17 protein-coding genes and 1 tRNA gene are annotated in these 22,606 nt (G+C 64.3%); 15 read left to right on the forward strand and 3 right to left on the reverse strand.

Features of this window, described 5'->3' with window-relative positions:
* A partial coding sequence (locus VEC01_RS06930; protein WP_324900074.1) for an APC family permease occupies nucleotides 1–1,907 on the reverse strand: 1,907 nt, incomplete at its 3' end.
* 128 nt (nucleotides 1,908–2,035) lie between these two features.
* On the opposite strand from VEC01_RS06930, the gene VEC01_RS06935 reads away from it, so the two are divergent.
* The 4 genes from VEC01_RS06935 to VEC01_RS06950 all read left to right on the forward strand — a co-directional run bounded on the left by VEC01_RS06935 (nucleotide 2,036) and on the right by VEC01_RS06950 (nucleotide 5,307).
* Nucleotides 2,036–2,122 (forward strand) — tRNA-Leu (locus VEC01_RS06935).
* 139 nt (nucleotides 2,123–2,261) lie between these two features.
* Nucleotides 2,262–3,173, forward strand: a complete 912-nt coding sequence (locus VEC01_RS06940) for a 5'-nucleotidase (RefSeq protein WP_324900075.1) — start codon at nucleotides 2,262–2,264, stop codon at nucleotides 3,171–3,173.
* A 118-nt stretch (nucleotides 3,174–3,291) separates the two neighbouring features.
* Nucleotides 3,292–4,476 (forward strand): adenylate/guanylate cyclase domain-containing protein, encoded by a 1,185-nt coding sequence (locus VEC01_RS06945; RefSeq protein ID WP_324900076.1) that lies wholly within the window; start codon nucleotides 3,292–3,294, stop codon nucleotides 4,474–4,476.
* Nucleotides 4,477–4,488: 12 nt separating this feature from the next.
* On the forward strand, nucleotides 4,489–5,307 hold the full coding sequence (locus VEC01_RS06950) for a TssQ family T6SS-associated lipoprotein (protein ID WP_324900077.1): 819 nt from the start codon (nucleotides 4,489–4,491) through the stop codon (nucleotides 5,305–5,307).
* Nucleotides 5,308–5,384: 77 nt separating this feature from the next.
* Here the strand turns inward: VEC01_RS06950 and VEC01_RS06955 are convergent, their stop codons facing one another.
* Entirely contained in the window at nucleotides 5,385–7,697 is a 2,313-nt protein-coding gene (locus tag VEC01_RS06955; RefSeq protein WP_324900078.1) for an NADP-dependent malic enzyme, read from the reverse strand.
* A gap of 252 nt (nucleotides 7,698–7,949) precedes the next feature.
* On the opposite strand from VEC01_RS06955, the gene VEC01_RS06960 reads away from it, so the two are divergent.
* From VEC01_RS06960 to VEC01_RS07005, 10 genes are all read left to right on the forward strand, one after another.
* Nucleotides 7,950–8,423 (forward strand): rubrerythrin family protein, encoded by a 474-nt coding sequence (locus VEC01_RS06960; protein WP_324900079.1) that lies wholly within the window; start codon nucleotides 7,950–7,952, stop codon nucleotides 8,421–8,423.
* A gap of 32 nt (nucleotides 8,424–8,455) precedes the next feature.
* Nucleotides 8,456–8,620, forward strand: coding sequence for a rubredoxin (locus tag VEC01_RS06965; protein ID WP_324900080.1), 165 nt, complete (start codon nucleotides 8,456–8,458; stop codon nucleotides 8,618–8,620).
* Between the two features lie 30 nt (nucleotides 8,621–8,650).
* Nucleotides 8,651–9,826, forward strand: a complete 1,176-nt coding sequence (locus tag VEC01_RS06970) for an NAD(P)/FAD-dependent oxidoreductase (protein ID WP_324900081.1) — start codon at nucleotides 8,651–8,653, stop codon at nucleotides 9,824–9,826.
* A gap of 39 nt (nucleotides 9,827–9,865) precedes the next feature.
* Entirely contained in the window at nucleotides 9,866–10,834 is a 969-nt protein-coding gene (gene thiL / locus VEC01_RS06975) for a thiamine-phosphate kinase (protein WP_324900082.1), read from the forward strand.
* Nucleotides 10,831–11,355: a phosphatidylglycerophosphatase A gene (locus VEC01_RS06980; protein ID WP_324900083.1), complete on the forward strand. Its 525-nt coding sequence runs from the start codon at nucleotides 10,831–10,833 to the stop codon at nucleotides 11,353–11,355. Before thiL ends, VEC01_RS06980 begins: the two co-directional genes overlap by 4 nt.
* A 127-nt stretch (nucleotides 11,356–11,482) precedes the next feature.
* Nucleotides 11,483–14,551 (forward strand): RHS repeat-associated core domain-containing protein, encoded by a 3,069-nt coding sequence (locus tag VEC01_RS06985; RefSeq protein ID WP_324900084.1) that lies wholly within the window; start codon nucleotides 11,483–11,485, stop codon nucleotides 14,549–14,551.
* Nucleotides 14,552–14,875: 324 nt separating this feature from the next.
* Nucleotides 14,876–18,508 carry a hydantoinase B/oxoprolinase family protein gene (locus tag VEC01_RS06990; RefSeq protein ID WP_324900085.1) on the forward strand — a complete coding sequence of 1,211 codons (3,633 nt, stop codon included), beginning with the start codon at nucleotides 14,876–14,878 and terminating at the stop codon, nucleotides 18,506–18,508.
* A 63-nt stretch (nucleotides 18,509–18,571) separates the two neighbouring features.
* Complete coding sequence (locus VEC01_RS06995; protein ID WP_324900086.1) at nucleotides 18,572–19,057, forward strand: CinA family protein; 486 nt, start codon at nucleotides 18,572–18,574, stop codon at nucleotides 19,055–19,057.
* Entirely contained in the window at nucleotides 19,057–19,938 is an 882-nt protein-coding gene (locus tag VEC01_RS07000) for an alpha/beta hydrolase (RefSeq protein WP_324900087.1), read from the forward strand. Before VEC01_RS06995 ends, VEC01_RS07000 begins: the two co-directional genes overlap by 1 nt.
* A gap of 4 nt (nucleotides 19,939–19,942) precedes the next feature.
* Nucleotides 19,943–20,467, forward strand: coding sequence for an O-acetyl-ADP-ribose deacetylase (locus VEC01_RS07005; protein WP_324900088.1), 525 nt, complete (start codon nucleotides 19,943–19,945; stop codon nucleotides 20,465–20,467).
* A gap of 308 nt (nucleotides 20,468–20,775) precedes the next feature.
* Here the strand turns inward: VEC01_RS07005 and pyrF are convergent, their stop codons facing one another.
* Nucleotides 20,776–21,603: an orotidine-5'-phosphate decarboxylase gene (gene pyrF, locus VEC01_RS07010; RefSeq protein ID WP_324900089.1), complete on the reverse strand. Its 828-nt coding sequence runs from the start codon at nucleotides 21,601–21,603 to the stop codon at nucleotides 20,776–20,778.
* Nucleotides 21,604–21,701: 98 nt separating this feature from the next.
* Between pyrF and VEC01_RS07015 the strand changes: the two genes are divergently transcribed.
* The gene (locus VEC01_RS07015; RefSeq protein ID WP_324900090.1) at nucleotides 21,702–22,592 is read left to right on the forward strand and encodes a DMT family transporter; all 891 of its coding nucleotides are present in this window, start codon (nucleotides 21,702–21,704) and stop codon (nucleotides 22,590–22,592) included.
* Nucleotides 22,593–22,606: the final 14 nt, after the last annotated feature.

The raw sequence follows: 22,606 nt of genomic DNA on the forward strand, positions 1-22,606 counted from the left end.
CGCCGCTGGATCGCCAGCGCCGCCTGGTTGTGCAGCAGGCGCGTGAACCAGTTGTCTTGCTCGAAGACCAGCTTGCTGGTGAAGAAGATCGAGTTCGGATAATCCTTGCTGATGGTTTCGCACAGCTTGGTCACCTCGGCCACCGCATCGGTGCCGAACCCGAGATAGGCTGCGGAGGCCATGCCGTGCGAATGGCAGAAGTCGACGAAGAACTTGAGCGTCGCATTCGCTTCCGCGCGCATGTGCTCGACCGCGCCTTCGCCGCCGTAGGCGTGCGCATCCACGGTGCGGGCATTGACGAAGATGAAGTTCTTGAAGTGGCCGGGGAACATGCGTTGCACCCACAGCAGCGCATGCAGGCCGCCGCCGCGCGAGGAGCCGACGATGAAGACCGCGGTCTGGTTGTTCGGGTCCGGTTCCACCGCGCCGGCGTGCGAGCCGAAAGGCTGGTTCGCGAACACCTGGTCCACCATGTGGATCGCATCCTTGGTCTTGTGGTAGTGGTTGCGGATCCAGATGCAGATGGCGGCGATGGCGCCGATGATGACCGCCGCGGCCCAGCCGCCCGCCCTGAACTTTTCGACCAGCAGCACGATGAGAATGCCGGCGCAGATCAGGAAGCCGGACAGCGACAGCAGGAAGCGGCGCAGCCAGGCGGAATGGTCGCGCCGATGCTGCCACCAGTACAGGCACAGGCCGTAGAGCGAAATCGCGAAGGTCAGGAACACCGACACCGAGTACAGCACCACCAGCAGGGTGACGCTGCCGCCGGTCCAGAACAGGATTGCGAGCGCGGCGATGCCGAGCACGAGGATGCCGTTCTGCGTGACCAGGCGCGTGGACAGGTAGCGGAATTTGTGCGGCACCCAGGAGTCTGCCGCCATGTTCGACAGCACCGCGGGGCCGCCGAGGAAGCCGGTATTGGCCGCGACGAACAGCAGACCCGCTTCGAACGCGAGCACCACGATCAGCAGGATGTGGTTGGTCCATTCGCTGAAGCCAAGGCTTTCGATGATGGCGCGGAAGGTCGATGCGTTGAGCGTCTGGCCGACCACCGGTTTGGCATCCCACAACAGGTAGAGCAGGATGATGCCGCTGGCGGTGAACGCGAGCGACAGCGCCATGTAGATCATCGTCATCCTGCCGGTGCGCACGCGCGGCTCGGCGAGGATGTTGACGTTGTTGGAGACCGCCTCCAGGCCGGTATAGGTGCCGCCGCCCTGGGAGTAGGCGAGCAGCAGCATGCCGGCCACCGCGATCCAGCCGATGTCGCCGGCCAGCAGGCTGGTTTCGTCGAGCGTATTGGGAATAAGGTCGGGCAGGTAGGAGGCATGCGCAAAGATGCCGTAGACGATCAGCACGAAATGCGTGGCGACGAAGCCGAGGAAGATCGGCAGCAGCACCTGGATCGCTTCCTTCATGCCGCGCAGGTTGAGGATGATGAGCAGCGCGATGAAGAAGGCTTCCGCCCACATCTTGTATGGATGAAATCCCAGCGGCAACAGCGAGGCCAGCGCTTCCACGCCGGCCGCCACCGATATGGCGATGGTCAGCACATAGTCGAGGATCAGCGCGCAGCCGGAAATCAGGCCGAGATAGGGACCGACCAGGCGCGACGCGACGCGGTATCCGCCGCCGCCGGTAGGAAACAGTTCGATTACCTGGTTGTACGCCAGCGCGATGATGAAGACGGTCACCGCGGTCGCCAGCGCCATGTACAGGCCGAGCTGGGTATGCGTGCCGAGCGCCTTGAAGGTTTCTTCCGGGCCGTAGGCCGAGGATGACAGCCCGTCCGCCCCCAGGCCGACCCACGCGAGGAAGGCAACAAGTGCCAGCGAGTGCCGCGTCTCGGACTTCAGCGGATCCAGCGCCTTGCCGAGCACGATCTCGCGGATTTTGGACTTCATTCTTGTTGTGGATTTCTGTCGGAACGAAGTGGCGATCATACGCCTTTCAATTCCGGTGTGACAATGCGGAAAGCGCCAGTTCTGTTGCTCGATTGCCGCAAATCGTCCATAATGCCGCCTTGTGTGTCGCCGAGATGGCGGAACAGGTAGACGCACGGGACTCAAAATCCCGCGCCAGAAATGGCGTACCGGTTCGATTCCGGTTCTCGGCACCAAATCTCGCAGGAAAAATCGCACCCTTCGCGGTGCGTTTTTCATTTCCGGCGCCGCTCTTCGATCCGCCCGCCTGTTTATAATGCCTGGAACGCATTTCCCGAACAGGAGCATCGCGCGCCGTCGCGACACCATATCCCCATGCCCGTATCCCTGGACAACCTGCTCGTCGTCGGCATTTCCTCACGCGCCCTGTTCGACCTGGAGGCGGAGGAAGCGATCTTCCGCAACCAGGGGCTGGACGCCTACCGCAAGCACCAGATCGAAAACGAAAACGAGATCCTCAAGCTCGGCGCCGGCTTCGCGCTGGTGCGCGCGCTGCTCAAGCTGAATGCGCTGGTGCACAACCGGCGCTTCGTGGAAGTGGTGATCATGTCGCGCAATTCGTCGGAAACCTCGATGCGCATCTTCAATTCGATCAAGCATTACGATCTCGACATCACTCGCGCGGTGCTCTCCGGCGGCGCGCCGCTCGCACCTTACCTGCGCGCATTCAACGTCAGCCTGTTCCTGTCGCTGCACGAGGATGACGTGCAGGCGTCGATCGATTCCGGCGTCGCCGCCGCGCTGCTCTACCAGAAACCGGAAAACGCGTTCGAGGAACTGGACCAGATCCGCATCGCTTTCGATGGCGATGCCGTCATCTTTTCCGACGAATCGGAACGCATCTACCAGGAACAGGGCATCGAAGCCTTCGAGCACCATGAACGCGAAAACGCCACCAGGCCGCTGCCGGAAGGCCCCTTCGCGCGCCTGCTCAAGGCGCTCTCCTACATCCAGAACAATTTCAAGTCGGCCGACGGCCGCTCCTCGCCGATCCGCACCGCGCTGGTGACCGCGCGCTCCTCGCCGGCGCATGAACGCGTGATCCGCACCTTGCGCGCGTGGGATGTCGCGATCGACGAAACCTTTTTCATGGGCGGCGTCGCGAAGTCGGACGTGCTGGCCGCCTTCAAGCCGCATATCTTCTTTGACGACCAGCCCGGTCATTGCGACCGCGCCGCGCCGCTGGTGCAGACCGGCCGCGTGCCGCTGCGGAACCTGCCGCTGTAGCCCCCAATCTTGCTGGAAATGGCGGCTGGACAACAGAAAAAGTGTCCACACGTCAATAAATTCGCGCAAGAGAGTAAAATCTCGGGAAGTTTCTCTTTCGCAATTTTGCCATTTCCCTATGAACGACGACGCGCCCTCGCTCAAGCAGTTGAACCGCACCTTCATCGGCAGCGTGCTGTTCATCGACATCGTCGGCTATTCCACCCGCACGGTGCCGGACCAGCTCGAAATGAAGGAGCTGTTCAATGCGCTGCTGGCGGAAGCGGTGCAAAACGTCGCGCCCGGCGATCGCATCATGGTCGATACCGGCGACGGCGCCGGGATCGCCTTCCTCGGCGACCCGGAAGATGCGCTGTTTGCCGCGCTGTCGCTGCGCGACGCGATCGAGGCCGGCCGGGTGACGCTGGGCGAACCCGGCTTCGTGCGCATGGGCATCAACCTCGGCCCGCTGAAGATCGTGCGCGACATCAACGGCCATACCAACATGATTGGCGACGGCGTCAACGATGCGCAGCGCGTCATGAGTTTTTCCGAACCCGGGCAGGTGATGGTGTCGCATTCCTACTTCGACATCATTTCCCGTTTCTCGCGCGATTACGCGAAGCTGTTCGTCTATGAAGGCACGCGCCAGGACAAGCACGTGCGCGAGCACGAGGTCTACCGCTTCGGGCCGCCAAAGGAAGACCAGACCCTCGCGGACAAGCTGCGCGACCGTTCGCGCGCGCGCCATGTGGTCGACTCCGCACCGGCGGAAGCCACGCCGGCTGTACAAGCGGCTGCACCGGCCAGGAGCGGCGCCCTGCGCCCGGGCCTGATCGCCACCGCCATTGGTGCAGCCACGCTGGTGGGCGCGGTATGGTCGTGGACCAGCAAGCCGGAAGCATCGCCGCCGGCAGCAGCCGTCGCGCCTGCGCCGCCGGCGCCGGAAACGGTGGCGCCGAAGACAGCCGCGAAGGCGGAAGCGTCCCGGCCGGCAGACGTCAAGCTCGCCGCGCGGCAGCCGGAAGGCGCCGCCGAGAAGGCGTCCGCCACCGTATCCGCGAGTGCATCGACCGACGCGGCGGACAAGGCAGCGAAACCGGCGGAGCCGCCCGCCAAGCCAGGCACCGTCAGGCTGGCTGTCCAGCCCTGGGGCGAAGTCTATGTGGACGGAGCGAAACGCGGCGTCAGTCCGCCGATGAAGTCGCTCAGCCTGGCGCCCGGCAAGCACCGCATCGAAATCCGCAACGGCGAGTTCGCGCCATACAAGGAAACGCTCGACATCAAGAGCGGTACGGAGACCACCGTACAGTACGTATTCTGATCAGGAGAAACCATGCAGTTCCAGAAGCTTGTTGCCCTCTCTGTCGCCGCCATCGTTGCCGGCTGCGCGCAGCTGCCCAGCCAGACCGGGAGCGGCAAGCCGGCGCTCAGCCACTCCGAAGCGCAGGCGCAATATCAAAAGGGGCTGGCGGCATATCGCGAGAACCGCCACGACGCCGCGCTCGGCGACCTGACGCAGGCGGTCGCCAGCGGCCAGCTCAGGAGCGCCGACATGGTGGCCGCGCGCAAGCACCTGGCCTTCATCCACTGCAGCGCCGGCCGCGAGCTGCCCTGCCGCGAGCAGTTCCAGGCAATCCTGCAGGCCGAACCCGATTTCAACCTCGCCGCCAACGAGGCGAACCATCCGCAATGGGGCCCGGTGTGGCGCTCGATCAAGGGCGCACTGGACGAGAAACGCGCGATTTCGCAAGCCGGCAGCACCAATGCGACGCCGGCGCAGCAGAAGCTGGCCGAAGGCGTGAAGGACTATGAAGCCGGGCGCTACAAGGAAGCGCTCGAGGCGCTGCAGTCCTCGCTCAAGGCCGGCTTGCCGGCCAGGGCGGACGAGCTGCGGGCGCACAAGTACGCGGCGTTCTCCTATTGCCTGATGCAGCGGACCAGGCAGTGCCGCGCCGAATTCAGGCAGCTCTTTGCCAAGGATGCGTCCTACGAGCTGCTGCCTTCCGAGACCGGCCATCCGGCCTGGGCGTCGATCTACCGCAGCGAGAAGACGGCGGCGCAGAAAAAGGCGGATGCGGAACAGAAAGCCCAGGCAAAGAAAACGGACCTGCCGAAGAAGGCTGACGCGGGCAGGAAAAGCAGCAAGCAATAAGGTCCGCCCGGCGTATAAAAAAAGCCGTTCCTTCAAGAAGGAACGGCTTTTTTGTTGATGCGCAGTTTTGACGGGTATCAGCGTTCCGCCACTGCATCCATCACGCACAGGGCCGTCATGTTGACGATGCGGCGCACCGTGGCCGACGGCGTCAGCACATGCACCGGGCGCGAGCAGCCGAGCAGGATCGGGCCGATCGCGATGCCGTTGCCGGCGGCAGTCTTGAGCAGGTTGTACGAAATGTTGGCGGCGTCGATGTTCGGCATCACCAGCAGGTTCGCATCGCGCTTGAGCGGCGAGTCCGGCATCATCGACTTCAGCAGCCCCGGATCGAGCGCGGTATCGCCGTGCATCTCGCCGTCGATCTCGAGGCCGGGCGCGCGCTGCTGGACGATTTCCAGCGCGGCGCGCATTTTCTTCGCCGATTCGCTGTTGCTGGAACCGAAGTTCGAATGCGACAGCAGCGCCGCGCGCGGCTCCAGGCCAAAGCGGCGCATTTCCTCCGCGGCCATGATGGTGATCTCGGCCAGCTGCTCGGCGCTCGGGTTCTCGTTGACGTGGGTGTCGACGATCGCCACCTGCCGGTCCGGCAGGATCAGCACGTTCATCGCGGCATACACGTTCGTGCCTTCGCGCTTGCCGAGCACCTGGTCGATGTAGTGCAGGTGCAGCGGCACGGTGCCGAAGGTGCCGCAGATCATGCCGTCTGCATTGCCGCGACGGATCATCATCGAACCGATCAGGGTATGGCGGCGGCGCATTTCCAGCTTCGCCCATTGCTCGGTGCCGCCCTTGCGGCGGGTGATCTGCAGGTACTCTTCCCAGTACTCGCGATAGCGCTCGTCGTATTCCGGGTTGATGGTCTCGAAGTCGATGTCGGGACGCATGCGCAGGCCGAACTTCTGGATGCGCTGCGCCAGCACCGCCGGGCGGCCGACCAGGATCGGCTTGGCCAGCTTCTCGTCGATCACCACCTGCACCGCGCGCAGCACGCGCTCCTCCTCGCCTTCGGCGAACACGATGCGCTTCCTGCCGGCCGGCGCCTTCTTGGCGATCTGGAACACCGGCTTCATAAAGGTGCCGCTGCGGTAGACGAACTGCTGCAGGCTGGCCGCATAGGCTTGCATGTCCTTGACCGGACGGGATGCGACGCCGGACTCCTCGGCCGCCTTCGCGACCGCGGGCGCGATCTTGATCATCAGGCGCGGGTCGAAGGGCTTCGGGATCACGTATTCCGGGCCGAACGACAGGTTGCTGATGCCGTAGGCGGTCGCGACGATGTCGGACTGCTCGGCCTGCGCCAGGTCGGCGATCGCATGCACCACGGCGATTTCCATTTCCCGCGTGATCGTGGTCGCGCCGCAGTCGAGCGCGCCGCGGAAGATGTACGGGAAGCACAGCACGTTGTTGACCTGGTTCGGATAGTCGGAACGGCCGGTCGCGATCACCGCGTCGTCGCGCACCGCCTTGACTTCCTCCGGCAGGATTTCCGGGGTCGGGTTGGCCAGCGCCAGGATCAGCGGACGGGCGTTCATCTGCTTGACCATTTCCGGCTTGAGCACGCCGCCGGCGGACAGGCCGAGGAAGATATCGGCGCCGGGGATCACTTCCGCCAGCGTGCGGGCATCGGTCTCCTGCGCGAAGCGCTCCTTGTCCGGATCCATCAGCTCGGCGCGGCCCTTGTAGACGACGCCGGCGAGGTCGGTCACGAAGATGTTCTTGAGCGGGAAGCCGAGGTCGACCACCAGGTCGAGGCAGGCCAGCGCCGCGGCGCCGGCGCCGGACACCACCAGCTTGCACTCGTCGATCTTCTTGCCGACCACCTTCAGGCCGTTCAGGATCGCGGCGCCGACGATGATCGCGGTGCCGTGCTGGTCGTCGTGGAAAACCGGGATTTTCATGCGCTCGCGCAGCTTGCGCTCGATATAGAAGCACTCCGGCGCCTTGATGTCTTCCAGGTTGATGCCGCCAAAGGTGGGCTCCAGCGCAGCGATCACGTCGATCAGCTTGTCCGGGTCGTTTTCGTTGATTTCGATGTCGAACACGTCGATGCCGGCGAACTTCTTGAACAGCACGCCCTTGCCTTCCATCACCGGCTTGGAAGCCAGCGGCCCGATCGGGCCCAGGCCCAGCACCGCGGTGCCGTTGGTGATCACCGCGACGAGGTTGCCGCGGGCGGTGTACTTATAGGCATTGGCGGGATCGACGACGATTTCTTCACAGGCGGCCGCGACGCCGGGGGAGTAGGCCAGCGCCAGGTCGCGCTGGTTGGTGAGCTGTTTGGTGGGGGTGACGCTGATTTTTCCGGGGGTAGGAAATTCATGGTATTCCAGCGCCGCCTGCCGAAGCTGCTGGCGGAGTTCTTCTTTTTGGTCGGTTGGAGATTCCATGATGCGGCCTTCCTTTTTAGCTTACGGGAAACTTACGATTTTATCAGACGGGATAAGGGCCTTTGATACGTATTTATCCTAGTACACCACATGCAGATCAAGGAAAAATGGCTGAATGGCATCGCCTCGCCGCACCACTTCATTTCCTATCAAAAACATAGAAACAATCAATTTTCTTTATCAATAAACGATAGCTATGATTCTCTCCATCACGATTGCATTAAACAATCGAATACATGACAGGAGAAAAACATGGCGACCCAGCAATCCATCACCATCCAGAACCTCGAAGCCGCGTTTGCCGGCGAATCGATGGCGCATATCAAATACCGCTACTTCGCCAAGCTGGCGCGCGAAGCCGGCGCCGAGGACGTCGCGAAAATCTTCGAAGAAACCGCCGAACAGGAAGTCATGCATGCGTTCGGCCACCTCGACCTGCTCTATCCGAAAGCAAAGCTGTCGCCGGCGAAGGCGCTCGAAATCGCGATCGAGGGCGAGACCTACGAATACACCGAGATGTACCCGAAATTCCGCCACCTGGCCTTGCAGGAAGGCAATGACGCGGCGGTCGCCGAATTCGACGAGCAGATCGCCGAATCGAAGGAACACGCAGACAACTTCCGCCGCACGCTCGAGATTGCCGCCAAGCGGTTCGCGGCGCTGGCGAAGGTGGAAGAGCGCCACGCCAACAACTATCGCAAAGTGCTCGCCGCCACCGCGAAATAAGCTACCTGTTCAACCATTCAGAGAGGATCAGCATGAAAACCTACCAATGCATCGTATGCGGTTTCATCTATGACGAAGCGTCCGGCATGCCGGACGAAGGCATCGCCGCCGGCACGAGATGGGACGACATCCCGGCGGACTGGGCCTGTCCGGACTGCGGCGTCGCCAAGGCCGATTTCGAGATGGTCGAAATCTGAAGCAGCCGTCAGCCAACCGAAAAGGAAACCGTGAACCCCGTCATCATCATCGGCGCCGGCATGGCCGGTTACGCGCTGGCGCGCGAGTTCCGCAAGCTGCGGAAGGACGCGCCGCTGCTCATCATTACCGCCGACGATGGCGGCTTCTACTCGAAGCCGATGCTGTCCAACGCATTTGCGCAGGGCAAGAGCGCGGACCAGCTGGTGTCGCAGACTGCGGCGCAAATGGCGGCGCAGCTTGATGCGAGCATCCTGGCCGGCATTGCGGTGCAGGCGATCGACCCGGCGGCAAAGGCGGTGCAGACCAGTGCCGGCAGGTTCGAGTACGACAAGCTGGTCCTTGCGGTCGGCGCGCGCCCGGTCCGCCTTGCACTCGCGGGCGACGCCGCCGGCGAGGTGATGTCGGTGAACCATATCGGCGACTATCGCCGCTTCCGGGAAGCGATGGCGCGGTACGGGGACGGCGCCCGCGTGGCGATCATCGGCGCCGGGCTGATCGGCTGTGAATTCGCCGACGACCTGGCTGGCGCAGGATACCGTGTGACCCTGATCGATCCCAACTCCCTGCCGCTGGCCGCACTCGCGCCGCCGGCGCTGTCGCGCGGCTTGCGCGCGGCCCTGCGGCAGCGCGGCGTGGCTTTCCGCCTCGGCACCTCGGTGGTACGGGTCGACCGTGCTGCGGACGGGCTGCGGGCGACGCTGGCCGACGGCACCGATATCAACGCGGACATCGTGCTGTCCGCGGTCGGACTGCGCACCGAACTGGACCTGCCGCGATCGGCGGGCCTGCGCACTGGTCGCGGCATCATGGTCGACGCGCACGGACGCACCAGCGCGGACGATATCCATGCCCTCGGCGATTGCGCCGAATACATGACGGATGCCGGATCGCGCATGCTGCCCCATGTCACGCCACTGATGGCGGCCGCGCGCGCAATCGCCGCGACGCTTGCCGGGCGGCCCGCGCCGATCGCCTGGCAACCGATGCCGGTGCTGGTGAAGACACTGTCGTTCCCGATGGCACTACTGCCGCCGGCTTCGTCGGGAAGCGGAACCTGGCAGGAAACGCAGTACGGCGAGCGCATCATCTGCCGCTATTACGACGGCGACGGCACGATGGTCGGGTTCGGCGTCGCGCCGCAGGAAGCAAGCATCCGGCAGGCTTTGCTGGGCGAACTGGGATCGGTGCGGCTGGCCATTGCGTAATCCCCGCGACAGCATGGCGCAATTCGGTACAATCGCGCCATGCTGTCCGAATTCGACCTGATCGCGCATTACTTCACCCGCCCTCCCCGCCACGCCGACCGGGTACCGCTCGGGGTCGGCGACGACTGCGCGCTGCTGGCGCCAGCGGCGGGCATGCAGCTCGCGATTTCCTCGGACATGCTGGTGGAAGGCCGGCATTTCTTTCCGGAAGCCGATCCGCGGCTGCTCGGCCACAAATGCCTGGCGGTCAACCTTTCCGACCTTGCCGCGATGGGCGCCCGTCCACTTGCGTTCACCCTCGCGCTGGCCCTGCCGGAAGCGAGCAGCGAGTGGCTGGCGCCGTTTTCCGAAGGCATGCTCGCGCTGGCCGATGCGCATGGATGCGAACTGATCGGCGGCGACACCACGAAAGGCCCGCTCAACATCTGCATCACGGTGTTCGGCGAAGTGGCGCCGGGCGCGGCGCTGCGGCGCGATGCCGCCGTCGCCGGCGACGAGATCTGGGTCTCGGGCAGCCTCGGCGACGCCCGGCTGGCGCTGGCCGGCTACCGCCATGAAATCCCGCTGGACGACGCCACCCTAGGCGAAGCGGCGACGCGCATGCACGCACCCGTGCCGCGCGTCGCGCTCGGCCTGGCTTTGGGCGGCATCGCGCATGCGGCGATCGACGTCTCGGACGGACTGGCGGGCGATCTCGGCCATATCCTCGAACGCTCGAAGGTCGGCGCCGTGCTGAACGTGGATGCCTTGCCTGCTGGGAGCATGCTGCGGAAACAGCCGCAGGAGCTGCGCCGGCGTTTCGCGCTTGCCGGCGGCGACGACTATGAACTCTGCTTCACCGCGCCGCGCGCCAGGCATGAGCAGGTGCTGGCCGCCGGCGCCGCGGCGGGCGTCGCGGTGACCTGCATCGGCCGCGTCGACGCCCAGCCCGGCCTGCGGCTTGAAGATACGTCAGGCGCGCCGGTGTCGCTGCAACTGTCTTCCTTCGATCATTTCGCCTCGCCATGACCACACTCCAACAAGGCCAGACCGCCTCCGTCACGAAGCCGAACGCTCGCTTCATGCTGTCGCACCCGGCACACCTGCTTGCGCAAGGTTTCGGCAGCGGGCTTTCCCCGGTCGTGCCCGGCACCACCGGCACCCTGTTCGGCTGGCTGTCCTTCAGCGTGCTGTCCTGGCGCTGGCCGGAAGTCTTCACCACGCTGAACTGGACCATCATCATCGCCGTCGGTTTCGTGCTCGGCATCTGGGCCTGCCACAAGACCGGCCGCGACATGGGCATCGCCGACCACGGCAGCATGGTCTGGGACGAGATCATCGCGTTCTGGGTGGTGCTGCTGCTCCTCATGCCGGCCAGCTTTTCCACCCAGTTCTGGGCCTTCCTCTGGTTCCGCTTCTTCGACATGCTCAAGCCGCCGCCAATCGGATATTTCGATAGGCGCTTCAAGGGCGGTTTCGGCGTGATGTGGGATGACCTGGTCGCGGCGTTCTATACGCTGCTGCTGTTTGCGGTGTGGCGGACGATCTAGCCGGAGGTTGTAAATCTCCTGTTCCAAAACCAACGCACTACTGCGTTCGCCGTAGAAAATACTGCATCCGCAGTATTAGCATTTCCGCCTGTCCCTTGCATGATTGCCGCTTTTACAGGGCCATTGCATGCAGACATCTCTTCCCGGTTGCAGCGCCACCTTCACCCATGCCGCCACCGGCGGCGTCCTCCAGCAGATGCACGTCGACGGTGGCTTGCAGCTCGGCCTGGCCGATGCCCTTGGACGCCCCTGGTTTTCCTGCAACGCGCGCGGCTTCGTCGCGATGCCTGCCTTCGATGCCGCGCACCGACCTGTCGCCACCGGCATTGCCCGCTGCGAAAGCGCCGCAGCCGTCACCGCCTCGCGCACCCTGTACGGCGACAGCCTGCCGCTGGAGCAGGCACAGGCCCTGAATCTGCGCGGGCAGGTGCAGCAGCACTGCGCGCAGGACGGGTGGTCCGCCGTGCAAGGCGTGCTGCTGTCCGGCCTGCCCAGCGCCGCCATCCGTTATCTCGCGCTCGACTACGCCGGCAGCGACGAAGGCATGCCGGTCACCGACATCCCGCCGCTTGGGTCCACGGTTCCGGACGCGGGACTGCAATCGCAGGGCTACAGCACCGCCTTGCAGCGCCACGACGCACTGGGCCGTCCCCTCGAAGCGGTGAACCTGCTGGGCAACGTGCTGCGCTCGACCTACCTGCTGTCCGGCCTGCCCGGTACCGTCGCCGCGGACGGCACCGTCTATTTGCGCGACTTCACCCATAACGCCAAGGGACAGGTCCTGACCGTGGCCAAGGGCGCAGCGATGGATGATGCTGCTGACAGCCTGTTTACTTCTGCCTTCCGTTACGATCCCAGGACCTGGCGCACCACCCAGCGTTACGCCAGCAACGACGCCGCCTTCCTCGCCGCCCTGCCCGCTTCCGGCGCCGGCTGGATCGACGGCAGCAATGATCCCGGCCGGCGCCAGGACATGCGCTATGCGTTTGATCCGAGCGGCAATGTCGCTGCCATCGAAGATGCCTGGCCGGTCATCGTGTTCGATGCGGAGGCGCCTGTGCAAACGGCCTACCGCTACGATGCGCTGTACCGGCTGCTGTGTGCAAATGGGTTTGAGAGCGCGTCCGCCAGCCCGGTCGACGGCACGCCCGGGAACAAGGTCAACCAGGCCATTGGCTTTGCCGCCGGCAACCTCCTCACGCCCTACCTGCAGTATTACGCTTACGACGATGGCGGCAACATCACCGCGCTGGATCATTACAGCAACGGCGCCTTGAGCACGACTCGCAGCGCGGCGATGAAGGTGTCAACCGGCTCCAACCGCTCCATCCCCGCCAGTTATTACCAGAGCCTGGGCGGCACTGTGGAGGGCACGTATATCGACGAATCCTTCTTCCGGCAGCAAGGCCTGTTCGACGCCGGCGGCAATCTGCTCAGGAACGCCAACCTGTCATCCCTCACCTGGGACTACCGTAATCAGATCACCCGCGCCAGCTATCCGGCGCCGGGTGAAGACGGCGCCACCGTCACCGAATACAGCGTGCACAGCAGCGACGGCAGCGCGCGCAGCCGCAAGGTCGTCAAAACCAGAGACGCGCAAGGACGGCTCACCGCGCTGCTGACGGTCACCTATCTGGGCGATGTGGAACAGCGGTCCAGCTACACGCAGTCCGATCCAGGCATCAGCATCGGCTTCGACGGCGAAAATGTCAGCAACGCGCTCGTGCAAAGCGACTACAGAGAATTGCGCATCAGCCTTGGCCATGCGCAGCAGGTGCGCATTCAGAACGGCACGCTGCAGCCTACTGGCTCAGCCGTTACGAGCAGATATTACAGCCTGGGCGACCAGCTCGATTCCTGCCAGGCCGAACTCGACGATCAGGGCAATGTAAGCAGCTACCAAGCCTTCTATCCGTATGGCGGCACAGCCTTCAGCGCGGCCAATGATCAGTCGTCACAAGGAGGCCTGGCGACCAGGACGAGGCAGTACTCCGGCGAGATCCGGGATGAAAGCGGCTTGATCTATTACGGCTTCCGCTCCTATCTGCCCGATGCCGTGCGCTGGTCCAATCCTGATCCCTCTGGCCTTGCCGGCAGTGGGTTAAATTGGTATGAAATGGTCGGCGGCAATCCGCTCTCATTCCGGGACCAACTAGGGTTGGTAAAGGAATTTCTCATCGAGAAGAATGCGGACTTAGAAGTGATTCGCTGGCAGCATAGTGGCGCTGCGCGAACCCTGCGGGTATTTGGAAGGGCAGAGTTTCAAGGGCTCCTAAATCAGGTGCTAGGCATGTCTGCGCCACGTCAGTATCTATTTGGGGAAAACCATATTCAACGCGAACAGACTTTTGCGGCGGTAAACCGTTTTGTCGACGAACGGTTCATTTCCGGGCACGCGATGATCGCCCTTGAGGGGCATACAGTAGATTTTCGCCCATCTTCCCGCGCTGCTAACAATTCTGCAGGCACAGATGCAGCGAGAAGATTTTTCTCCAAGAATGTCGTGTCGGCCGAACCATATACCAGCTTTATTCGCCTGACCTATGTTCAGCAGCGTACCGTAACGGAACAGAGCAACAGGACACGGGACGACCGCGCATTTCTACTCCAGCGGTTGCAAGGCTACATGGGTCCAAGGACTCATACGTTCGCCGATATCATTGCCCCGTACCTGTTCAGGCAAGATCGCAATTATGGTAATGAATTGAGACAATTGTCGGGCATGCGACTGATGGGACAAAGAATTATCGAGGTGGCAAGCGAAAACAGACACGCACAGCGGAGTGGAGCGTCCGTGATTGGACTCGCCCATCTCATTCCGATGATGACTAGCGGCGCTTTTGAAGCGATGGACAGACACGTTCCCGATGACTACGACCTGATACGCCGTCTAAACGATTTACACCTAAACGCAATTGGCATCATCCCGTACCACTCCGCCCAAACCGTGAGCCCCGCTTGGCGCGATGTGTTCGGCTTGATCGATTTTTTCAGCGATCATGGCTTTACCGTCCAGTGCTGCGAGTGGGAATATCATCGTCCCCGCGAGAGCGTGGAAACACTGAAACACAACGCGTTACGGAAAAGCCAGATGTTTTTTGTCGTCTATCCGAGGCGGGACACGCCACAGGACGACGACCAGCAGAATCTCCGGGCTACACGCATGGCATATTGGCTACAACGCATGTGGGGATAACTCGGTCCGCGTTTCGAGAACAATATCTCGGCACTCAAAAATCGGTTTAATCCAGCTTGATGTCGTGATGTCGTGGTTGTCGAAAAAAACGCGGTCAGTCCCCTGACCGCGCCAAGCTCGATCTTTTCACGCCTTCGCATGGTGCCCGCCCGGTCCGCTGCGCCGTGCTAGCATCACGGTAACCATTCTGCGTCACCCGGAGACCGATTTCGTTGACGTACATCACATTGACGTCGCGATACAAACGGGCGGCAATGCAAGCCTGACAAGAGAGCGCACGGGGCCGCATCCAACCGGCAGCCGCGCCGGTTCGGAGAGAAGAAGATGACCCACCCGCACACAGGCGGCAAACGCTGGCAATTCTGGATCGACCGCGGCGGCACCTTCACCGACATCGTGGCCCGCCGCCCGGATGGCCAGCTCCTCACGTACAAGCTGCTGTCCGAAAATCCGGAACAGTACCGCGACGCTGCGGTCGCCGGCATCCGTCGCCTGCTCGGGCTCGGCCCGTCCGATGCGATTCTGCCGGAAGCAGTCGAGGCGGTGAAAATGGGCACCACCGTCGCCACCAACGCGCTGCTGGAACGCAAGGGCGAGCCGACCGTGCTGCTGATCACGCGCGGCTTCCGCGACGCGCTGCGCATCGCCTACCAGAACCGCCCGCGCCTGTTCGACCGCCATATCGTGCTGCCGCAGCTGCTCTACGAAAAGGTGGTCGAGGTGGAAGAGCGCATCGACGCGCACGGCAAGGTCGTGACGCCGCTGGACGAGGAACAGGTGCGGCACGAGCTGCAGGCATTGCACGCACAAGGCTTCCGCTCGGCCGCCATCGTGCTGATGCACGGTTACCGCCACACGCGGCATGAAGCAGCCGTCGAGCGCCTCGCGCGCGAGGCCGGCTTCACCCAGGTCTCGGTGTCGCACAAGGTCAGCCCGCTGATGAAACTGGTGTCGCGCGGCGACACCACCGTCGTCGACGCCTACCTGTCGCCGATCCTGCGCCGCTACGTCGACCAGGTGGCAAGCCAGATGGAAGGCGTGCGCCTGCTGTTCATGCAAAGCAACGGCGGGCTGGCTGACGCGCAGCGCTTCCAGGGCAAGGATTCCATCCTGTCCGGTCCGGCCGGCGGCATCGTCGGCATGGTGCGCACCGCGGAGGCGGCAGGCTTCGACCGGATCATCGGCTTCGACATGGGTGGCACCTCGACCGACGTATCGCATTACGCCGGCGAATTCGAGCGCGAATTCGACACGCAGGTGGCGGGCGTGCGCATCCGCGCGCCGATGATGAGCATCCACACCGTGGCGGCGGGCGGCGGCTCCATCCTGCATTTCGACGGCACGCGCTACCGCGTCGGCCCGGACAGCGCCGGCGCCAATCCCGGCCCGGCCTGCTACCGGCGTGGCGGACCGCTGACGGTCACCGACTGCAACGTGATGCTCGGGAAAATACAGCCGCAACATTTCCCGGCGGTGTTCGGACCGCGGGCGGATGAAACGCTGGATCGCGACATCGTCGCCAGGAAGTTCGGTGAACTGGCTGACGCGATCTTCCAGGCCACCGGCATCCGCCGCACGCCTGAAGAAGTGGCGGAAGGCTTCATCGACATCGCGGTCGGCAACATGGCCAATGCGATCAAGTTCATCTCGGTGCAGCGCGGGCACGACGTCACCGGCTACACGCTGGTTACCTTCGGCGGCGCCGGCGGGCAGCATGCCTGCCTAGTCGCCGACGCGCTCGGGATGACGCGGGTGTTCGCGCATCCGCTCGCGGGCGTGCTGTCGGCCTATGGCATGGGGCTGGCGGACCAGATCGCGATGCGCGAACAGGCGCTGGAGCTGACGCTCTCCGCCGGCGTCCTGCCATCGCTGGAAGGGAAACTGCAGGCGCTGGCGGAGGATGCGCGCGCGGACCTGATGACGCAGGGCGTCGCGCCGTCCTGCATTGCGGTGCGCAAGCGCGTGCACCTGCGTTACAGCGGCACCGACTCGGTCCTGGTCGTGTCCCATGGCCCGCTGGAAGCGATGCTGGCGCAGTTCGAGGCGGCATACCGGCAGCGCTATTCCTTCCTGATGCCGGGCAAGGACCTGATCGTGGAAGCGATTTCGGTGGAAGCCGTGGGCGCGACCGGCGAGGCCGGCGCCGACAGTTCGGGCGCGTCGCCGCCGCTGCGCAGCGGCGCGCTCGAACCGGCAGAGACGGTGCAGCTGTTCTCCGGCGGACAATGGCGCGCCACGCCGCTCTACCGCCGTGAAGACCTGCGCTGCGGCGACGTCGTCCGCGGCCCCGCCATCATCGCCGAGAAGAATGCCACCAATGTGGTCGAGCCCGGCTGGATGGCGGAAGTCACCGCGCTCGACCACCTCGTGCTGACCCGGGTGGAAGCAAGGCCGGCGCGCAAGGCGATCGGCACCGAAGCCGACCCGGTGATGCTGGAAGTCTTCAACAACCTGTTCATGAGCATCGCCGAGCAGATGGGGCTGCGCCTGCAGAACACCGCATTCTCGGTGAACATCAAGGAGCGGCTCGATTTTTCCTGCGCGCTGTTCGATGCGCAAGGCAACCTGATTGCCAACGCGCCGCACATCCCGGTGCACCTCGGCTCGATGGGCGAGAGCATCAGGACCGTGATCCGCGAAAACGCCGGCCGCATGCGGCCGGGCGACGCCTACATGCTGAACGATCCCTATCACGGCGGCACCCACCTGCCGGACGTGACGGTGATTACGCCGGTTTTCGACAGGGCGGGCAACGATATCCTGTTCTTCGTCGGCTCGCGCGGCCATCATGCGGACATCGGCGGTATCACGCCAGGATCGATGCCGCCCGGCAGCCGCGTGGTCGAGGAAGAAGGCGTGCTGATCAACAACTTCCAGCTGGTGCGCGGCGGGCGCTTGCTCGAGGAAGAAACCGTCGCCCTGCTCTCCTGCGGCAAGTACCCCTGCCGTAATATCCGGCAGAACCTCGCCGACCTGCAGGCGCAAGTCGCGGCCAACCAGAAAGGCGTCGACGAACTGCTGAAGATGGTCGATCACTTCGGCCTGGGCGTGGTGCAGGCCTACATGCGGCATGTGCAGGACAATGCGGAAGAAGCGGTGCGGCGCGTGATCGGCGCATTGAAGGACGGCAGTTTCGAATACCGGCTGGACAATGGCGCGCTGATCCGGGTCGCGATCCGCGTCGACCGGGACAAGCGCAGCGCCGAAATCGACTTCACCGGCACCTCGCCCCAGCTCGACAATAACTTCAATGCGCCGAGCGCGATCTGCATGGCCGCCGTGCTCTACGTGTTCCGCACGCTGGTGGACGACGACATTCCGCTCAATGCCGGCTGCCTGAAGCCGCTGAAGGTGATCATCCCGGAAGGCTCGATGCTCAATCCGCGCTACCCGGCGGCGGTGGTGTCGGGCAACGTGGAAACCTCGAGCTGCGTGACCAATGCGCTGTACGGCGCGCTCGGGGTGATGGCGTCGGCGCCGGGCACGATGAACAACTTCACCTTCGGCAATGCGCGCTACCAGTATTACGAAACCATTTCCGGCGGATCGGGCGCCGGCGAGGGGTTCGACGGCACCGACGTGGTGCAGACCCACATGACCAATTCGCGGCTGACCGATCCGGAGGTGCTGGAATGGCGTTTTCCGGTGCGGGTGGAGAGCTACGAAATCAGCCACGGTTCCGGCGGCCGCGGACGCTGGCACGGCGGCAACGGCGGCATCCGGCAGATCCGCTTCCTGGAACCGATGACCGCTTCCATCCTGTCCAACAACCGGAGCGTGCCCCCGTTCGGCCTTGCCGGCGGCGAGCCGGGCAGACGCGGCAGGAATTACGTAATCCGCGCGGGCGGCAGGCGGGAGGAACTCGGGCATGTGGCCAGTACCATGATGCAGCCGGGCGATGTGTTCGTCATCGAAACGCCAGGCGGCGGAGGATATGGCGGGCCGGTGGTAGAGTAGGCATGTGAAGCGAGGGGCTTGGCAAAGGGAAACGGCAGACGGGAAACGGGAGACGCGGACAACATGGACAACATCATCGAACTGGCCGCACGTGTCGGACAGGCCTTGAAGGAAAAGGGCCTGCTGCTCGCGACCGCGGAGTCCTGCACCGGCGGCGGCGTGGCGCAGGCGGTGACCGAAATCGCCGGCTCTTCCGCATGGTTCGAGCGCGGCTTCGTTACCTATTCGAATGCGGCAAAGACGGAATTGCTTGATGTGCCGGCAGCGCTGATCGAGCGGCACGGCGCGGTCAGCGAGGAAGTCGCCGCCGCAATGGCGCTCGGCGCGTTGGGCAACAGCCGCGCGCAGCTCGCGCTGTCGACGACCGGCATCGCCGGTCCCGGCGGCGCGGTGCCGGGCAAGCCGGTGGGCACCGTCTGCTTCGGCTGGGCACGCGCGGACAGCGCGCGCACCGAACGCCTGGTATTCGCGGGCGACCGCCGCCTGGTGCGCGAGCAGACAGTGGCGCATGCATTACGCGGCGTGCTTCTTTTCCTCGAGGAGGCGTAATGCTGGAAAATTTCGAGACAGCGGACATCGAAGTCGATGACGTGACCATCCATCTGCGGCTCGGCGGCGAAGGCCCCCCGCTCCTGCTGCTGCACGGCTTTCCGCAGACGCACGTAATCTGGCACAAGGTAGCGGACGAACTCGCGCGCCGCTTCACGCTGGTCATGCCGGACCTGCGCGGCTACGGCGATTCCTCGCGCCCGCCGGGCGAGCCCGGCCATGCGAATTATTCGAAGCGGGCGATGGCGCAGGACATGGTCGAACTGATGCGGGTGCTCGGGCATCCATCGTTTTACCTGTGCGGCCATGACCGCGGCGGCCGCGTCGCGCACCGGCTCGCGCTCGACCATCCCGAGGCGGTGAAGAAGCTGATGATTCTCGACATCTCGCCCACGCGCACGATGTACGAAGCCACCGACAAGACCTTCGCGACGCTCTATTACCACTGGTTCTTCCTGATCCAGCCGTATCCGGTGCCGGAAACGCTGATCGGCAACAGCGCCGCCTTCCTGCTGCGTGCGACGCTGGGCAACTGGGGTTCGAACGGCGCGCAGTTCATCGATCCCGAAGCGATGGCGGAATACGAGCGCTGCTTCGTCCGGCCCGACGCGATCCATGCCGCCTGCGAGGATTACCGCGCCGCGGCGGGCATCGACCTCGAGCACGACCGCGACCATGAGACCACGCGCATTGCCTGCCCGGTGCGCGTTCTGTGGGGCGAGCACGGCGTGGTCGGCCGCCTGTTCAAGCCGCTGGAAGACTGGCAGGCGAAATGCGTGCTGCCGGTGACCGGCAAAGCCGTGCCCGCCGGCCACTTCATTCCGGAACAGGTGCCGGACCTGCTGCTGGCGGACATGCTGGCGTTCTTCGGCGAGGAGTAATGCGGTGACCGCCGTGCTGCGCGCGCTTCAGGCCGATATCACCACGCTGGCGGTGGACGCGATCGTCAATGCCGCCAATTCCTCGCTGCTTGGCGGGGGCGGCGTGGACGGCGCGATCCACCGCGCCGCCGGACCGGATCTGCTGGAGGAATGCCGGCGGCTCGGCGGCTGCGACACCGGAGATGCGAAGCTCACCCTGGGGTACAAGCTGCCGGCGCGCTTCGTGATCCATACCGTCGGGCCGGTGTGGCGCGGCGGCACGGAAGGCGAAGCGGAACTGCTGGCATCGTGCTATCGCAGCTCGCTGCAAGTCGCCGCCGGCTGCGGCGCGGCCAGCATTGCCTTCCCGGCGATCAGCACCGGCGTCTATGGCTATCCGGCGGAAGCGGCGGCACGCATCGCGGTCGACACCGTACGCGGCGCCGTCACCGGGCTGGTCGTGCTGCGCGAAGTGATCTTCTGCTGTTTCTCGGCGCGCGACCTGGCGGTCTACGAGGCACTGCTTGGCGACAGTCGCTTGCGCGAGTAGAACGTCCAGATAAATCTAAAGGATAGTAGAGTGGGGTCGCCGACATAGAGCTCAAGCAAAACCCCTCGACAGCTGTTCGTGGAGTGCACGGCGGGTTTCGCTCGCGCTCAACCCACCCTACGATCCTCTACGCCAAAACCATCTGGATGATTTTTCCAGGTAAAGAATTGTAGGGTGGGTGGGGCCGCCGAGGTAGAGCGCAGCGAAACCCACCGGATACCGCGTCTGGAACGCACGCTGGGTTTCACTGTGCCCTACCTCCACACCCCCTCCCAACGTACGCTTCATTAAGTTATCCCGAGGGCGTGCTAGAAGCGGAACGCATTGATCGCGTCGCGCGTCTCCATCGCCACGCGCCGCGCCGCCGCCGCGAAATCTTCGCCGGCCTGCGCATCCGGCTTCGCGTACAGGATCGCGCGCGAGGAGTTGATCATCATGCCGGCGCCGGACGCCGTCCTGCCCGCCTTCACCGTTGCCTCGACGTCGCCGCCCTGGGCGCCCACGCCGGGCACCAGCAGCGGCATGTCGCCGACGATGCGGCGCACCTGCGCCAGTTCGTTCGGGAAGGTCGCGCCCACCACCAGGCCGCACTGGCCGCTGGTATTCCATTTTTCCGCGACCAGTTGCGCGACATGCTGGTAGACCGGCTTGCCGTCCGCGCTCAGGAATTGCAGGTCGGAGCCGCCCGGGTTGGAGGTGCGGCAGAGCACGATCACGCCGCGGTCTTTCCATTCGAGGTAAGGCGCAACCGAGTCGAAGCCCATGTAGGGATTGACGGTCACCGCGTCGGCGCCATAGCGCTCGAAGGCTTCGCGCGCATACTGCTCGGCGGTGGCGCCGATGTCGCCGCGCTTGGCGTCGAGCACCACCGGGATGGCCGGATAGGTCTTGCGCAGGTAGTCGCAGATCGCTTCCAGCTGGTCTTCCGCGCGCAGCGCCGCGAAATAGGCGATCTGCGGCTTGAAGGCGCAGGCGGCATCCGCCGTCGCGTCGATGATCGCCTTGCAGAAGGCAAAGATGGCGTCGGGCCGGTCGCGCAGCTGCGCCGGGAATTTCGCGGTGTCGGGATCGAGGCCGACGCACAGCAGGGAATGGTTGGCCGTCCAGGCGGCGGCGAGTTTGTCGATGAAGGTCACGGCTGGGCCCAATAGTAGCGTTCAGGGAAATCGGTCGCACCGCAAACGGTGGCGCTTGCGTCAGTGCGCATTGTAACGCGCCATGATATCGTTTCGGCATGACTTCCCTTTCCCGCAAGGACTGGATCCTTCTCATCCTGCTGACCCTGTGCTGGGGCATCAACTGGCCGATCATGAAGTTCGGCGTGCGCGACTTTCCGCCGCTTAGCTTTCGCACGCTGAGCATGATAGGCGGGCTGCCGACGCTGTGGCTCGCGGCCCGCGTGCAGGACGCGCCGCTCACGATCCCGAAGGGGAAAGTGCTGGAGGTGATCCGCCTGGCGATACCGAACATGCTGTTCTGGCATGTATTCATGATTCTCGGCGTCAAAATGCTCTCTTCCGGCCGCGCCGCCATCCTCGGCTACACGATGCCGGTCTGGGCCGTGCTCTGCGCGCTGCTGTTCTTCGGGGAACGGCCGACGCGCGCGGCATGGATCGGCATTGCCTGCGCGCTCGCTGGCGCGCTGCTGCTGCTGTCGAGCGAATTTTCCGCGCTGGCCGGCAACCCGCTCGGCACGGTGTTTGCGTTGATCGCCGCTGCCGGCTGGGGATATGGAACGGTTGTGATGAAACGTTCCACGCTGGCGATGCCGACGATCTCGCTCACCTTCTGGATGCTGGCGCTGACCACCTTCACGATGGTGGTTGCCTCCTTCCTGTTCGAGCGCGCCGCCTGGCACCTGCCGGATCCCGGCACGGCCTGGGCGATCGCCTACAACGCGGTGATCATCTTCGGCTTCGCGCACGTGGTCTGGTTCCAGCTGGCGCGCACGCTGCCGCCGATCGCCTCCAGCCTGTCGGTGATGATGATTCCGGTGCTCGGCGTGTTTTCCGGCGCATGGCTGCTGGGCGAGACGCCGCACTGGCAAGACTATGCGGCCATGGCGCTGATCCTGGCGGCAATGAGTACCGTGCTGTTGAAACCCCGCGTTGCCGCCCATAGATAAATGGCAAGAAAACC

Source organism: Noviherbaspirillum sp., assembly GCF_035627455.1.
GTDB lineage: Bacteria > Pseudomonadota > Gammaproteobacteria > Burkholderiales > Burkholderiaceae_D > Noviherbaspirillum.